This is a genomic window from Paenibacillus timonensis (assembly GCF_022427145.1).
In the GTDB taxonomy this organism is placed as follows: domain Bacteria; phylum Bacillota; class Bacilli; order Paenibacillales; family Paenibacillaceae; genus Fontibacillus; species Fontibacillus timonensis.
The window spans coordinates 1-14,511 of record NZ_JAKSXN010000090.1 but is presented as its reverse complement, the minus strand read 5'-3'; the positions used below and the strand labels follow the sequence as shown (position 1 = coordinate 14,511).

The following is a 14,511-nucleotide window of genomic DNA, read 5'->3' as shown; positions in this document are numbered from 1 at the left end:
GCCATCAGCTCGCTTTCTCAGCTAGGCCGCTTGAGCTGCTTGCTGCGCAGTTGACCGCAAGCCGCGTCGATGTCGGCCCCGTGTTCTAGCCGGACGCTGACGCTGAGGCCGCGTTTTTTTAGCGCATCGTAAAAAGCCAACACGGAATCCTGCTCGCTCCGCTGATACTGGCTGTGTTCGTCCACCGGATTATACGGGATCAGGTTGACGTTCACGAACCGGTCTCCCAGCAGATCGGCTAGTTCCTGCGCATGCTCCGTCCCGTCATTGACGCCCTTGAGCAAGATATACTCGATCGTCAGCCGCCGGTTCGTTTGTTCCAAGTAATAGTCGATCGCCGCCATCAGCTTCTCGAGCGGAATCGCTTTGTTGATCTTCATGATTCGCGTGCGCAGCTCATTGTTCGGCGCGTGCAGGGACACGGCCAAATTCACTTGCAGATCGGAATCGGCAAATTCGATGATTTTATCCGCCAGCCCGCTGGTCGATACGGTAATGTGGCGCGGACCGATCGCAAGTCCTTTGGGGTCCTGAATGACCCGCAGGAAATCGGCCATATTCTCGTAATTATCAAAAGGTTCCCCGATCCCCATCACCACAATGTGGGTCACGCGGTCTCCTTTGCCCTGCCGGTCCAGGTGCAGCTGTACCTTCATGACCTGCTCCACGATTTCCGCGCTCGTCAGGTCCCGGCTCTTCTTCAACAGCCCGCTGGCGCAAAAGCTGCAGCCGATATTGCAGCCGACCTGGGTCGTCACGCAAACGGACAAGCCGAATTTATGGCGCATGAGCACCGTTTCGATCAGGTTGCCGTCCTGCAACCGGAACAGGAACTTGATCGTCCCGTCGATCGACTCCTGGCGGACATGCTCCTCCAGGGTTTCGATGGCAAACTGTTCTTCCAGCAGCGCGAGACATTCGGGATGAACGCCTTCCATCGCTTCGAAATCGGTGGCCCGTTGGCGGTACAAGCCCTCCCACACCATCTCGGCCCGGCCTCTTTTATGTCCACGGTCCAGCAGCCAAGCGGCCAGCTGATCCTTCGTCAAACCATAGATCGATTGTTTATTCATGCGTATCCTCTTTCTAAACGAACTTAAGTCATTTTTTAATTATACCTAATCCGCCATTCCCATTGCCACAGGTAAAAAAACGAATCCCGCCGCGCCTTCGCCTCTGGGGCCGTTTTACACAGATTGCCGTCCCTTTTAAACGAACGTTAACATTAGTGTCCTAAAGTGAAGGTACGTTAAAGTTTGGCGATACGACGATTGAGCAATTCGAACTCGCAGCGGTCCGGCCCGCATACTGGACTAAGGTCGGAACGAAATCACGCCGCGCGGCCGGTTTGATTCTTCCAGGCTTCCTATATACTGGAACTCGGAATGAATCGACGGAACGAACCGTGCGTTTCTATTTCGGTGGAAAGGCGGCAGCTAGCCATGAAGCAAAACATGCACATCGTCATCCTGACTGCCGGATACGGCAACGGCCATATTCAGGTGGCGCGGACGCTGGAGCAATCCCTGACCCGTTCGGGCGCCCGATCGGTCAGCGTGATCGACCTGTACCGCGAAGCCCATCCGGGAATGAATTCCGTCTCCCGGCATCTCTATTTATACAGCCCGTGGTTCTCGGCCTACGGCCTGGACTATTACGGGTGGAGCTACTACGCGACCCGGGATCTCCAGCAGACGAGCGCTATAGCAAAATGGGGAAACCAACTGGGTATGAAAAAGCTGGTCACCCTGCTCCAAAAGCAGCGGCCAGACGCCATCATCAGCACCTTCCCCTTCGGCGGCATCACGGACCAACTGCGAAAACACGGCATTCGGGTACCGGTATTCACCGTCGTCACCGATTTCAGCCTGCACAACCGCTGGTTGTTCACGCGGCCGGACCGTTATTACGTGGCGACCGGGGATTTGAAGCGGGAAATGATCGAACGCGGCGTGCCCGCGGAATCGATCGTGGTCAGCGGCATCCCGGTTAGGGAGCCGTTTTACGAGCCGCCGCACTCCATGAATCCGCAGGTGCAGGCATGGCAATCGACAGAGGGATCCCGTTCCATTCTGGTCATGATGGGGGCGCACATTCCCTTGCCCGACGTCCAGCTCATCACCGCCAAGCTGTTGGCGCTGCCGGACGTGCGGGTGGACATCGTCTGCGGAGGCAACGATAAGCTGCGGCGTCGCCTGGAGCGGCGGTTTGCCGGTCACGAACGGCTGCGCCTATTCGGTTACGTCGAAGCGATCCACGACCGCATGCGGGAAGCCGCGTGCATCGTGACGAAGGCCGGAGGCATCACGCTGTCGGAAGCGATCCAGATCCGCACTCCGATCGTGGTCTACAAGCCGTTCTCCGGCCAAGAGCGGGAAAACGCGAGGTATCTGGAGCGCAAAGGCGCGGCCGCAGTGGTCTCCTCGCCGCGAGCTTTGGCGGAGCAGGTGCACGAGCTGCTCGATTCCGAGGTCCGCAGAGCCCGTATGCTCCAGCAGTACGACGAGCTGGCCGCAGGATGCGCCACCGAAACGATCGTCCGGGACGTGCTGCGACTGGCGGGACGCCTGCCGGCCTTGGCGGACGGCCAATGATCCGGTTCGCCCGCGCCGCTGCTGGCGCACGAATAAGAAGCAAGGAGCCTTGCGTATATGAAACGTACTAGCCGATGGATATCCGGAAATCATGTTACTCCAGCATTTTTGCACTGTGCCGCCATTTTGTTATTGACGGAAATGGCCCGCAGCGCCTTTCTCATCTCGTTCTTGCCCGCCTTTGCCAAAGAGCGCCACATTACGCTGGCGGCGGTTGGCGTAGCCATTTCGGTCCACTATTTGGCCGACACGCTGATTAAAGTCCTAGCGGGTTACGTGCTGGACCGGTTCCCGGCCCGGCTGATCCTGAATATTTTCCTGCTGCTCGGACTCCTGGGCCTGTTCGTCTCTTATGGGGTCAGCGCTCCCTGGGCGGTCGTCCTCGGGGCCGGCCTGATCGGAATCGGGGTCTCGCCTGTCTGGCTCCTCTGCCTATCCGAGATACGGGAGGACAGCCGCGGCTCGCAGATGGGATCGGTCTATACGATTTGGCTCGTTTCGCTGGGCCTGGGACCGGTAGCCGTCAATTTTTTGATCGACCGCAGTTATGCCTTATCGTTCTGGCTGTTGGCCGGTTGCTGGTCCGCCGGGTGGCTGCTGGCCGCCATGAAGCGGATCGATTTTTCATCCCGGCGCTTGCTGGGGGACACGATCCCGTTTAAACAGCAAATGCGGCAAATCGGGAGCAAGCTGGCCCAGATGAAGCCGCTCGTGCCCGGCATGATCGTGCAGACGCTGGCCGCCGGCTTGTTGGTGCCCGTCTTGCCAAGCTTTGCATCCGAGTATTTGGCGCTGGATTATTCGGGATACTCCATCGTGCTGATGGCCGGAGGCTGTATGACCGTGCTGCTGCTGATCCCGATGGGCCGGCTCGCCGACAAATGGGGCCACAAATGGCTATTGATCGCGGGTTTCGGCGCCTTGGCGGCCTGCCTCGGACTGCTGATCTACTCCCGGCAGATGTTCAGCACGATGCTGCTTGCCGTCTGTCTTGGCGCGGCGTATGCCGCCGTGCTTCCGGCGTGGAACGCGATCCTGTCCCATTTCGTCCCCGTCGAGCAAAAAGCGACCGGCTGGGGCGTTCTCTCCGGCATCGAAGGCATCGGGGTCATCCTCGGCCCGATCCTGGGCGGCTGGATGGCGGAAAGCTTCGACGAAACGGTGACGGTAGGGATCAGCGCGCTGCTGTTGTTCGGCATCATGTTGTTCTACTGGATCCGTCCGGTGCGCCAGCATCAACCGGGGCAATACGGACAGCGTGGGTAATGCGGACAGCTCGGGGAGCATGAGTTTGTGGGTGCAGGTAACACCTGGGGCCGCAGCGGTAACCGTAGCCCGAACCTTGACGCGGATAGAAAGCATTATTTTCGGGGGAGTGGAGGAGTTGGGATGAAACATCGCTATTATCTTCGACTGCGCGAGTATGACAACCGGCTGTTTCTGTGGTGCAATCATTCGCTGAGTCACCCGTGGCTGGATCGCATTCTGAAGGGGTTAACCCATTTGGGAAGCGCCGCGTTTACGATCGCGCTGACGATCTCCGTGGTCGTCTTCGCCACGGGGACGTGGCAGCGGGCGGGCTGGCATAGCCTAATCGCCTTGACCCTCAGCCATCTGCTCGCGGTCGTGATCAAGAAGCGGTTTCAGCGAACCCGCCCTTACGAAGCGTTGCAGGACGCGCGAATCTCGATTCATCCGCTTAAGGACTACTCGTTCCCATCCGGGCATACGACAGCGGCCTTCTCCACGTTTATCCCGTTCTTGTTCGCGGCCCCTGGGCTGGCGCAAGTGCTGCTGCCGTTGGCTTTCATCGTTGGCTTGTCGCGAATATACCTCGGAGTCCATTATCCCTCCGACGTATTGGCCGGCGGCCTGGTTGGAGCTGCGACCGCTCTCCTCGTTGTCCTGGGCGCCGGGTTGGCGTAGGTGTAGGTGTAAGGAAAGAGGCTGTAGTCGCTGAGGTTCACGGCAACTTTCTTGCAGCTATGCTAGCGTAGGTTCCGCGGTAACATGCTTTCCTCTGCTCTAGCGCGAGGGTTGTGACAGTGGAAAGCTTCACCTGGTGCGAAACCGCCTCAGTCCGCTGGCAAACTCAGAGAAATGTTGTATTTTGTGCAGCATTTAACGCCACTCACTGAGCGAAAATGCAAAAATGTTGTATTTCCTGCAACATTTTCGGTCCAATTTCACTTTAATCCTAAAAATTGTTGTATGAAATACAACATTTTCCCCTTCCATCGTCCGTTCCGCCGCAACATGTTGCACTTTTTACAACATTTCTGCCGGTACGCATGGGGATGTGAACGCGGGATGCGGCAGTGTAAGCGCTTTATAATCTATATAGAAAGCTGGGGTAATATCGATGCAATCCGAATCGATCGTCAAGCAAGCCGTCCAAGGAGTTTGGATGGGCTGGGAGCGGGTGTTCGAGCTGTTCAGCCGGCTGCGCTCCAACTACGCCGGAGAGTTCGGCATCTGCAAAATGTTCGTCACCAAATACCGCGGCAAAAGCATGCAATGCGAAGACGGCACGTGGATCCAGGACGGCGATTGGATCGGGGAGCTGCATTTGGATAACCGGCAAATCCTCGCCATGCTGCAATCCAATGAGGCGAATCGGGTCGCCCTGAAAGTTGCCCGCCTGGCAAGAAACGCCATGCGGCAGATTTGCGCCGAAATGCAAAAGAACCCGCAACTCAGTCAGGTGAAGGCGCTGCAGGGGATTACGTTGCTGCATCGGGGCATCACGCACGGACTCGGCTTCGAAACGCATCGCGTCGAACAGGGAGCCTTCCGTACGTTAACGACCTCTTATCTTCGGTTATTGCTTACCGTCTTCCATCCCAGCAACCGGAAACGGATCACCGGCCATACGGACAAGCTGATTCCGATGAAGCTGGTCATGACCCGCGCGTCGCTGTTCCGGCAATTCGGGACGGAGACGGCGCTCGCCTAACGAAAAGATGCCCGCGCAGCCGCTTCCCTCTGGAAGCCGCAGACGCGGGCAACTCATTTCGGAGTTATTCCTTCACTTTAAACTTGCCCAACACCCGTTGCAGCTCGTCCGATACCGCCGAGAGCGAGGCACACGAGGCGTTGATGTCCGCAATGGACGACAGTTGATTGGCCGAAGCGCTGCTCACTTCCTGGGCGGCGGCGCCCGAGCTTTGCGCGATATCCGCGATGACGTGAACGGAAGCCGTGACTTCCTCGATGCCGGCGGACATCTGCTGGGCCGTCGCGGCAAGCTGTTCGATCTGGTCGGCGATTTGGCCGTTCGAAACAGCGATGCCTGCGAAGCTGCGGTCCGTTTCCTGCGTTAACGCAAGGCCCGACTCCACCTCCCCGATCACCCGATCCATCGCTTCCAGCGACTGCTTGATGTCGGTATCGATCTGCGTCATCACCTCGGCGATCCGCTCCGACGAAGCCTCGGACTGCTCAGCCAGCTTGCGCACCTCGGAGGCGACTACGGCGAAGCCGCGTCCCTCCTCGCCGGCGCGAGCGGCCTCAATCGATGCATTCAACGCCAGCAGGTTCGTCTGCTGGGAGATGCCTCGAATCGCCGCCACCATCATGGCGATCTCCTGCGACTTGTCGTTCAGCAGCCGAACGAGCGCGCTGCTGGCTTGGACGGAGCGGTCGATGGATTCCATCTGCTTGACCGTTCTGCGAACCTGATCGCCGCCGCCAGCGGCCTGCTGCCGGGATTGCCCCGCCAGTTCGGCGGCTTCGGAGGCATGCTCGGCGATATGCTGCACGCCGATCGCGATCTCCTCCATCGCGCGGGCATTCTCCGCCGTGCTCATCGTCTGGCTCTCCGCCCCTGCGGCGACTTGCTCGATCGATGCCGCGATGCGAGCCGAGTCTTCGCTGGTTTGCTCCGCGACCGTCTGCAGCCTCCGGGCGGACTCGGTCACCTTGTCCGAGGCGAGCAGGCCCTGCTGAACCAACTGCCGCAGATTGGCGCCCATCTGATTATAGCCGGCGCTGAGCACCCCGATCTCGTCCCGCGAATCGTCGCGGACGGTCGCCGTAAAATCGCCGGAACCGGCTTTCTCCATCGCCACGGCCAACCGGCCAAGCCGTTTTTTCATGCCGCGCATATACATCAGGATCACCACGATGGAAATTGCGAGCGCGGCCGCAAAAACTACGGCAAATTGCCGGATAAACGTCCCGCGAATGGTATCCATTAATCGCTGCGGAGCCCCCACGTACAAGATGCCGATAACCTCGCCGTTATCCGATTTGATCGGTTGGTAAGCCGCCTGGTAGGTTTGGCCAACCACAACCGCTTCCCCGTAATAGCTGCCGCCTCCCTTCAGGACGACGTCAGCCACCTTATCGGAGACCTTCGTGCCTACGGCCCGTTCTCCCTCCGCCATCACGTTGGTCGACACGCGCGTATCCCCTTGAAAAATCGTCACCGTGTCCTCCGTCAACTGCCCGATCTCGTCCACGATTTCGAAGTTCCCGTTCATGACCGTATCGCCCTTGGTCAACTGATCTCCCCTAATGCGCCAAGCACCGGGGTACTTGCTATCCAAATAACGGCTCACTAGCTCCAGGTCGCTTTTCGCTTTGGCGGTGGCGAACGTTTTGATGCCGCTCCCCATTTGCTCGATGGCGACATAGGCAATGGCCGCCGATACGACCACCAGAATCCCGATGACGATCAAATTGATTTTTGTCCCGATGCTTCGAATGCGCATGTTATTCGCCTCCTTACAACTTTGAGTAAATCATAAGGGGTGACGTTGGTTTTGTGTAGAAAAGGAAAGCCCAGCGCCCCCAGTATTTAGGGGCCTGGGCCACATTTATTTTCTGCTAGTCGATGTATCCTGCGAGTCCATGCTCCGTCAAATAATCCATCTCCAAATCCAGGATGGTCTCCACGGTCAATTCGTCGAGCTTCACGTCGCTTCGGCTTAGGACATAATCCACCAGCTCGTCACCGTCGATCTCCACTTCGCCATCGGCGTTTTGCTGGGCCTGATTGATGAAATCCGCTTCGTGCTTCAGCACCAACCGAATATTGTCCGGACCTGCTTTAGACCGGTCGGCGATAAATTGGACCAGCTCCTGTTCATTGATTTGATCGCTCACAAGGTTCACTCCTGCCATGTTAGGTTCGATTTGTTTCCTAGTCTTTCTCGTAGATGTAAATTTTAGTCCGGTACAGATCCCGGCAGGTGACGACCTTCATCGGCCGCCAGCCCGGCAGGGCAAAGCAAATGCTGATCACCCGGGCCCCCGGGGTTAAGCGCGCCCGAAGCAGGGGATCCAGCCGCTGCATCGCTCCGGGGTACAAGTAACAAACCACCGTACCTGCCGTCTCGTAAGGAAATGCGTATAAATCTCCCCGCAAAAACTGCACTTGAGAATAAGCGCCCCACCGCAATAGGAGACGTGAAAACAACCAGGGAACCAACGAGTTCTCGATCCCGACGATACGCCAGCTCGGATGGGCCTTAGCCAGGGCCAAAGCCAGTGTTCCCCAGCCCGCCCCCGCTTCCACGATGGGGGAGATCGGGACCCGGGGAGCCTCCCTCTCAAGGGCGGCGGCACGTTCCAACTCCCTTAGTTCCCGGACAACCGCTTGCCGGACGGAAGCGGAAGCGGGCATCGGCGAAATGCCGTTTCGCCAGCTCCGGTAGACGATCGCCGCGACCGCCGTCAGCAGAAGGATCAGCAACACGGCGGTCAGGATCGGGTAGGCGGAAGCGGGCATGGGGACATCTCCTTAGGCGCAGGGTTCTCATTCAATGTTTGCATTGTACCAAAAACGCAGCCTTAAGGCGAACCCTTGATGACTCTCCAGTTCCCATCGCAGACGGCCCGGATCATCCCATGCCGTTGAACGTACTCCGCCACCAGCTCCGCCATGTCGGTCTGGATTTCCTTCACCACCGGCTTGCCCCGGTACATCGCATAATCTCCGCCCCCGCCGGCGCGATAATTGTTCATCACGACGTCAATCTCCGTCTCGTCTTGCAGCAGCGCTCCGTTCCGGCTCAGCTTGACGACCCGCTGCCCGGCAGGCCGGGCGATATCGAGCTCGTATTCGATGCCTTCCCACATATCGTAATTGTAATGCTGTGTCTTAGGCCGGATATACGCCGGATTCACCGCGATCTCGCCGTCCGTTCCCAAGACGAAATAATTCGCCGTCTGCTCCAGCGCTTCTCGGATGTCCCGCCCGGTCAAGCGCAGGACGGTTAACGTGTTCGGATACATGAAATTCGTCAGCACATCCCGCAGCGTAATGCTGCCGGCAAACCCCTTGGATTCCTCGCTCAGCAACGCCGCGTTCGAGACATCCACCCCGGCGGCCTCCATCTGCACCCGGTTAACAAACTCCATAAACGGGTGATCCGCCAAGCGGCAGGCGAGCGGGCTTCCGATCGTCATGTCGCCGTCCACCCGGCCGATCGGCTGGTCCAGCCAGGCTTGCGTGGCCGATTCCAGCGGCCGCACCAGCTCCAGCACCTCAGCATCAGCCTCCACGCCGTCATCGGGAATGAGCAACTCGGGCGTTTTCTCGCGGATGCTCCAGCGGCCGTCAGCCTCGCACTTCAAACGGACGGTGATTCGGCCCAACGCTTGTCCGCCCGTCCCCGGCTGGATCACCGTGACTCCGTCGACCTCGCCCGCGATCATCCGGTGCTGGTGCCCCGTAATTAACACATCGATGCCGGGCACTTCAAGGCACATCGCGAAACCCTGATTTTCTCCGGTTAACCGTTCCGTCGGCCCCCCCGTCGCCAAATCCCGCTCGAATCCGCCGTGATAGCTGACCACCAGCAAATCCGGCCGCTCCTTTTCCCGAATGCGGGGAACCCAGGTTTTCACCGTCTCCAGCGCGTCCTGAAACGTCCAACCGTCAATATGCCGAGGATGCTCCCAATGCGGGATATAGTGGGTTGTAACGCCCAAGATGGCGATTTTTACACCCTCCGGGGTCGTCTTCACGACGTACGGCTTGCCGAACGCCGTCTCTCCCTCAGCTCCGGTATTCACAATCCCCGCCGACAGCCACGGGAAGCGGGAATCCTTCATCGCTTTCCCTAACAGCTCCTGCCCGTAATTAAACTCGTGGTTCCCTGGCACCGCGGCGTCATACCCTAGCAGGTTCATGGCTGCGATGGATGGATGAACGCCGTCTGGATGGTTTTTGACGTAAAAAGTGCACAGCGGCGTTCCTTGAATGACGTCCCCGTTATCGACCAACAGCAAGCCGGGCGATTGCCCGCGCTCACGTCGAATGAGCGTAGCCAGCTTCGCCAGACCCAGCGGCCGTTCGTCGGCCGTGCGGTAATCCGTCGGATAGACGTAGCCGTGGATGTCGCTCGTAACAAGGATTTTGCAGAGGACTTCCCCCTGCTCCGCCGGTATGGTCTTTAATTCGCGATCCGTATGTTGTTCCATCATTATCACCTCGGATTCATTTCATTGCATTCCCATTCTAGCAACGAACATCGCAAGTTTTGTAAACTCCTGAAAAATGGGATTTTACAAACTTCATCTTTACCTCTGACGGCAGGTTAATAAATCTCTTTTATAGTAAATCACGTAATCCAAAAAAATGAGAATAAGTGGAGGTCATACGCTTGAACAAGATTACCAAGTTTGTTTTGCCCTTATTTTTGGCGTTTTCCGTCATCCTGAGCGCTTGCGGAAACAATGCTCCGGCTAACACCAGCGGAAACGCGTCGGCTGAATCCGGCCAAACCAATGCCACTGCCGCAAATGCCGGCACGAACGCAGCGACCGATGCTGCCGAAACCCCTGCCGATACCGGCTACGTACCTGAAACGCTGACCGTACAATTTGTGCCTTCGCAAAACGCCGATACGCTGGAAGCCAAAGCCAAGCCGCTGGAGAAGCTGCTGTCCGATCGCCTGGGCGTTCCGGTAAAGGTCAGCGTGTCGACCGACTACAATACGATCATCGAAGCTATGGCTTCCAAGCAAGTGGACGTTGGCTTTCTGCCTCCGACGGCTTACGTGCTGGCCAAAGATAAAGGCGCAGCCGAGGTCATTTTGCAGGCGCAACGCTATGGCGTGCAAGATGAAACCGGTGCACCTACGGATGAACTGGTGGATTTCTACAAATCGATGATCATCGTTAAGAAGGATTCCGACATCAAATCCGTAGAGGATCTGAAAGGCAAGAAAATCGCTTACCAAAACGTAACGTCCTCCGCCGGTTATGTATGGCCGGCCGCCAAGCTCCAAGAAGCTGGCTTGGATCCGCTGTCCGACGTGGAGCCGATCACGGTGAAAGGTCATGACCAAGGCGTCATCGCGGTCCTGAACGGCGACGTGGACGCCGCCGCGATCTTCCAGGATGCCCGCAACACCGTCGTGAAGGATTATCCGAAAGTGTTCGAAGACACCCGCGTACTGACGTACACGGAACCGATTCCGAACGACACGATCTCCGTCCGTTCCGACATGAACGCCGAATGGGTGCAAAAACTGAAAGACGCCTTCATCGAAATCGGCAAGGATCCGGAAGGTCACCAAATCATCGCGGATATCTACACGCATGAAGGTTATGTCGAATCGAACGACAGCGTGTTCGACATCGTCCGCGAATATAACGAAAAGGTCAAAACGGAATAGGCGTATATACGAAATTTGACGAATAGTCCCATGCAGGCCAGTCGGAGCGCGGCGCGCTCCCGGCTGGCTGTGCGTTTTTCCAGATTATTTTCCAAAAAGGAGCCCCAACGTGATAGAACTGCGCAATGTATCCAAAACGTATCCGAACGGCACCAAAGGGCTGAATCAAATCAACCTGAAGATCGAGCCCGGCGAATTCGTGGCCATCGTTGGCTTGTCCGGTGCCGGCAAATCGACGCTGCTGCGGTCCATGAACCGGCTGCACGATATTTCCGAAGGCGACATCCTCATCGGCGGCAAGTCGATCACGCAAGCCGCCGGCAAGCCGCTGCGGATGATTCGCCGCGACATCGGCATGATCTTCCAAAGCTTCAATCTCGTGAAGCGCTCCTCCGTATTGCGCAACGTGCTGGCCGGCCGAGTCGGCTACCATTCCACGCTGCGCACCCTGTTCGGCCGATTCCCGGAAGCCGACATGGAGCTGGCGTTCCAAGCGCTGGAGCGCGTCAACATCGTGGAAAAAGCGTACGCCCGGGCCGACCAGCTCTCCGGCGGACAGCAGCAGCGGGTGGCGATCGCCCGCGTGCTGGCGCAGGAGGCGAAAATCATCCTCGCCGACGAGCCCGTGGCCTCCCTGGATCCCCTGACGACCAAGCAGGTCATGGATGACTTGAAGCGCATTAACGTCGAGCTTGGCATTACGACGATCGTGAACCTGCATTTCATCGACTTGGCGCGCAGTTACGCCACGCGCATCATCGGGCTCCGCGCGGGCCAGGTCGTATTCGACGGCCCAGTGTCGGAGGCGACCGACGAGCGGTTCGCGGAGATTTACGGCCGCGCGATCGACCGGGAGGAGCTGTTGGCCAGCCGGCTCCCGGGGCCGCAGGTGCTGGAGGCGCAGGCTTGATGAACACGAATCCACGTTCAAGTTCCCATGCCAACGCCAATCCCAACGCCAATACGTCTGCCAACCTCAGCGCGAACCCGTCCGGCCAAGCCGGCTTGAACCGGAACCGTCCCCAAGCTCCCGGCAAGCTGAAGCACTATTTAACCGCCGCGATCATCCTGCTCCTGCTGTGGGGCAGCGCTGCGGATACCGACGCCTCGCTGGGCAAGCTGATCCAGGGCTCGCCGAACATGCTCGACCTATTGAAGGAGATGTTCCCGCCGAAGTGGAGCTACTTCGACAATATCGTCCCGGCGATGCTGGAGACGATCCGCATGGCGCTGATCGGCACGACGTTCGGCGCGATCCTCGCCGTGCCGGTGGCGCTGCTCTGCGCCTCTAACCTTAGCCGCAGCGCCTGGATCTACCAACCCGTCCGCTTCCTGCTGAACCTCGTGCGGACGATTCCGGACCTGCTGCTGGCGGCGATCTTCGTCGCCATCTTCGGACTCGGCCCGCTGCCCGGGATGATGGCGCTGACCGTCTTCTCGTTTGGCCTGATCGCCAAACTGACGTACGAGGCGCTGGAGACGATCGACCGCGGGCCGCTGGAAGCGATGACGTCCGTCGGGGCCACGTCCGTGCAGCGGATCGCCTTTGGCGTCGTGCCGCAAATTCAGGCCCATTTTATTTCTTACGTGCTGTATACGTTTGAAATCAACGTCCGCGCCGCGGCGGTGCTGGGTCTGGTCGGGGCCGGCGGGATCGGCCATTATTACGAAGTCACCTTAGGCTTCCTGGAGTATGACAAGACGTGCATGATTATCCTGTTCACGCTCGCGGTCGTACTGCTGATCGATTATGCAAGCACCAAACTGCGGGAGAAATTGTTATGACGACAAACGAAAATGCAACAACTTGGCGGCATAAATTGCCGAAGCCCAAAAAGAACCGTTACCGCTGGTTGATCTATATCCTGCTTCTTCTACTCTATATATGGGCCTTTGCCGGCATTCCGTTTGACGGAATTAAGGAAACCGCCGGCCAAATTACGAAATCGATCCTCTCGGGATTGTTCTCGCCCGATTGGGATTACGTCTATTTGCCGGACGGCGAGGATTTGCTGCGGGGATTGCTCGAGACGTTGACCATCTCCATCCTGGGCACGTTCGTTTCTACGCTGGTTTGCCTGCCGTTCGCCTTCTGGGCAGCGGCCAATCGGGGCAAGTCCCGATTCGTGTCCGGTTCAGGCAAGATGCTGCTCAGCTTTGTCCGCACCTTCCCGGAAATCGTGATGGCGCTGCTATTCATCAAGGCCGTGGGACCCAATGCCTTTGCCGGCGTGCTGGCACTAGGGCTGCATTCGGTCGGCATGCTCGGCAAGCTGTTCGCCGACGAGATCGAAAACATGGATCACGGCCCAACCGAAGCGCTGATTGCCGCAGGGGCGAACCGCCTGCAAATCCTGTGGTTTGCCGTGCTGCCCCAAGTGCTCCCGGGCTTCCTGTCCTACACGCTGTACCGGTTCGAGATCAATCTGCGTTCCGCCACCATCCTCGGCGTCATCGGCGCCGGTGGCATCGGAACCCCGCTGATTTTCGCCCTCAGCTCGCGGGATTGGGATCGCGTCGGCATCATCCTGCTTGGCATCATCGTGATGATCACCCTCGTGGACTGGATCTCCGGTTTTCTACGGAAGAAGCTGGTTTAGCCCCGATCTTAGTCCATGCTGCTGTTGACACCCGGGCGATTCACCGGCAACCCCCTTGCTCTTGTTCTTGCTCTTGTTCTTGCTCTTGTTCTTGCTCTTGTTCTTGCTCTTGTTCTTGCTCTTGTTCTTGCTCTTGTTCTTTCTCTTGTTCTTTCTCTTGTTCTTGCTCTTGTTCTTGCTCTTGTTCTTGCTCTTGTTCTTTCTCTTGTTCTTTCTCTTGTTCTTTCTCTTGTTCTTTCTCTTGTTCTTTCTCTTGTTCTTTCTCTTGCTCTTTGCCCTGACCCGGCCCCATTCTATAAGATTTTTCGAATACAATACTCCGAAACATCGCCAAACGGCCCATTCTATATAAAATTTCGAATAGATTGAGCCACTTTCCCTTTGCAGCGGCCTATTTTATATGATTTTTCATATAAAATAGGTTTTTTCTCCCTCCAAGGATCGAATATATATGATTTTTCGAACACAATACTCCGAAACATCGCCAAATGGCTCATTCTATATGAAATTTCGAATAGAATGAGCCACTTTCCCTTTGCAGCGGCCTATTTTATATGATTTTTCATATAAAATGGGCTTTTCCGCCCTCCAAGGACCGAATATATATGATTTTTCGAATACAATACTCCGAAACATCGCTAAACAGCCCATTCTATATGAAATTTCGAATAGAATGAGCCACTTTCC

The 14,511-nt window shown here is 57.4% G+C and carries 14 protein-coding genes; 8 read left to right on the top strand and 6 right to left on the bottom strand.

Annotation, left to right across the window (positions count from 1 at the left end; genetic code table 11):
- Positions 1 to 17 precede the first annotated feature (17 nt).
- Positions 18 to 1,073, bottom strand: a complete 1,056-nt coding sequence (gene rlmN / locus MJ257_RS23165; RefSeq protein WP_240271474.1) for a dual-specificity RNA methyltransferase RlmN — start codon at positions 1,071 to 1,073, stop codon at positions 18 to 20.
- 369 nt (positions 1,074 to 1,442) lie between these two features.
- Here rlmN and MJ257_RS23160 point away from each other — a divergent pair, with 369 nt between their 5' ends.
- From MJ257_RS23160 to MJ257_RS23145, 4 genes are all read left to right on the top strand, one after another.
- The gene (locus tag MJ257_RS23160; protein ID WP_240271473.1) at positions 1,443 to 2,594 is read left to right on the top strand and encodes an MGDG synthase family glycosyltransferase; all 1,152 of its coding nucleotides are present in this window, start codon (positions 1,443 to 1,445) and stop codon (positions 2,592 to 2,594) included.
- 57 nt (positions 2,595 to 2,651) lie between these two features.
- On the top strand, positions 2,652 to 3,860 hold the full coding sequence (locus MJ257_RS23155; protein ID WP_240271472.1) for an MFS transporter: 1,209 nt from the start codon (positions 2,652 to 2,654) through the stop codon (positions 3,858 to 3,860).
- 123 nt (positions 3,861 to 3,983) lie between these two features.
- Complete coding sequence (locus tag MJ257_RS23150; RefSeq protein WP_240271471.1) at positions 3,984 to 4,520, top strand: phosphatase PAP2 family protein; 537 nt, start codon at positions 3,984 to 3,986, stop codon at positions 4,518 to 4,520.
- 436 nt (positions 4,521 to 4,956) lie between these two features.
- On the top strand, positions 4,957 to 5,550 hold the full coding sequence (locus MJ257_RS23145; RefSeq protein ID WP_240271470.1) for a YkoP family protein: 594 nt from the start codon (positions 4,957 to 4,959) through the stop codon (positions 5,548 to 5,550).
- A 64-nt stretch (positions 5,551 to 5,614) separates the two neighbouring features.
- Here the strand turns inward: MJ257_RS23145 and MJ257_RS23140 are convergent, their stop codons facing one another.
- The 4 genes from MJ257_RS23140 to MJ257_RS23125 all read right to left on the bottom strand — a co-directional run bounded on the left by MJ257_RS23140 (position 5,615) and on the right by MJ257_RS23125 (position 10,025).
- Positions 5,615 to 7,309, bottom strand: coding sequence for a methyl-accepting chemotaxis protein (locus tag MJ257_RS23140; RefSeq protein ID WP_240271469.1), 1,695 nt, complete (start codon positions 7,307 to 7,309; stop codon positions 5,615 to 5,617).
- A 115-nt stretch (positions 7,310 to 7,424) separates the two neighbouring features.
- On the bottom strand, positions 7,425 to 7,703 hold the full coding sequence (locus MJ257_RS23135) for a hypothetical protein (protein ID WP_240271468.1): 279 nt from the start codon (positions 7,701 to 7,703) through the stop codon (positions 7,425 to 7,427).
- Positions 7,704 to 7,740: 37 nt separating this feature from the next.
- Complete coding sequence (locus MJ257_RS23130) at positions 7,741 to 8,328, bottom strand: class I SAM-dependent methyltransferase (protein ID WP_240271467.1); 588 nt, start codon at positions 8,326 to 8,328, stop codon at positions 7,741 to 7,743.
- A 62-nt stretch (positions 8,329 to 8,390) separates the two neighbouring features.
- The gene (locus MJ257_RS23125; protein WP_240271466.1) at positions 8,391 to 10,025 is read right to left on the bottom strand and encodes a bifunctional metallophosphatase/5'-nucleotidase; all 1,635 of its coding nucleotides are present in this window, start codon (positions 10,023 to 10,025) and stop codon (positions 8,391 to 8,393) included.
- A gap of 182 nt (positions 10,026 to 10,207) precedes the next feature.
- Between MJ257_RS23125 and MJ257_RS23120 the strand changes: the two genes are divergently transcribed.
- The 4 genes from MJ257_RS23120 (at position 10,208) to phnE (MJ257_RS23105) (ending at position 13,824) form a co-directional block, all read left to right on the top strand.
- Positions 10,208 to 11,224, top strand: coding sequence for a phosphate/phosphite/phosphonate ABC transporter substrate-binding protein (locus tag MJ257_RS23120; protein ID WP_240271465.1), 1,017 nt, complete (start codon positions 10,208 to 10,210; stop codon positions 11,222 to 11,224).
- 109 nt (positions 11,225 to 11,333) lie between these two features.
- Entirely contained in the window at positions 11,334 to 12,134 is an 801-nt protein-coding gene (gene phnC, locus MJ257_RS23115; RefSeq protein ID WP_240271464.1) for a phosphonate ABC transporter ATP-binding protein, read from the top strand.
- A complete protein-coding gene (phnE, locus tag MJ257_RS23110; RefSeq protein ID WP_240271463.1) occupies positions 12,134 to 13,009 on the top strand; it encodes a phosphonate ABC transporter, permease protein PhnE in 876 nt (291 codons plus the stop codon). The genes phnC and phnE (MJ257_RS23110) overlap by 1 nt, the downstream gene beginning before the upstream one ends.
- Positions 13,006 to 13,824, top strand: coding sequence for a phosphonate ABC transporter, permease protein PhnE (gene phnE / locus MJ257_RS23105; RefSeq protein WP_240271462.1), 819 nt, complete (start codon positions 13,006 to 13,008; stop codon positions 13,822 to 13,824). Before phnE (MJ257_RS23110) ends, phnE (MJ257_RS23105) begins: the two co-directional genes overlap by 4 nt.
- Positions 13,825 to 13,864: 40 nt before the next feature.
- Here the strand turns inward: phnE (MJ257_RS23105) and MJ257_RS23100 are convergent, their stop codons facing one another.
- Positions 13,865 to 14,167, bottom strand: coding sequence for a hypothetical protein (locus tag MJ257_RS23100; protein ID WP_240271461.1), 303 nt, complete (start codon positions 14,165 to 14,167; stop codon positions 13,865 to 13,867).
- Positions 14,168 to 14,511 lie beyond the last annotated feature (344 nt).

Bases quoted from the DNA above. Each gene is read 5' to 3' on its own strand.
- rlmN (WP_240271474.1), bottom strand. From the start codon at position 1,073: ATGAATAAACAATCGATCTATGGTTTGACGAAGGATCAGCTGGCCGCT.
- MJ257_RS23160 (WP_240271473.1), top strand. From the start codon at position 1,443: ATGAAGCAAAACATGCACATCGTCATCCTGACTGCCGGATACGGCAAC.
- MJ257_RS23155 (WP_240271472.1), top strand. From the start codon at position 2,652: ATGAAACGTACTAGCCGATGGATATCCGGAAATCATGTTACTCCAGCA.
- MJ257_RS23150 (WP_240271471.1), top strand. From the start codon at position 3,984: ATGAAACATCGCTATTATCTTCGACTGCGCGAGTATGACAACCGGCTG.
- MJ257_RS23145 (WP_240271470.1), top strand. From the start codon at position 4,957: ATGCAATCCGAATCGATCGTCAAGCAAGCCGTCCAAGGAGTTTGGATG.
- MJ257_RS23140 (WP_240271469.1), bottom strand. From the start codon at position 7,309: ATGCGCATTCGAAGCATCGGGACAAAAATCAATTTGATCGTCATCGGG.
- MJ257_RS23130 (WP_240271467.1), bottom strand. From the start codon at position 8,328: ATGCCCGCTTCCGCCTACCCGATCCTGACCGCCGTGTTGCTGATCCTT.
- MJ257_RS23125 (WP_240271466.1), bottom strand. From the start codon at position 10,025: ATGGAACAACATACGGATCGCGAATTAAAGACCATACCGGCGGAGCAG.
- phnE (WP_240271463.1), top strand. From the start codon at position 12,134: ATGAACACGAATCCACGTTCAAGTTCCCATGCCAACGCCAATCCCAAC.
- phnE (WP_240271462.1), top strand. From the start codon at position 13,006: ATGACGACAAACGAAAATGCAACAACTTGGCGGCATAAATTGCCGAAG.
- MJ257_RS23100 (WP_240271461.1), bottom strand. From the start codon at position 14,167: ATGGGCCGTTTGGCGATGTTTCGGAGTATTGTATTCGAAAAATCTTAT.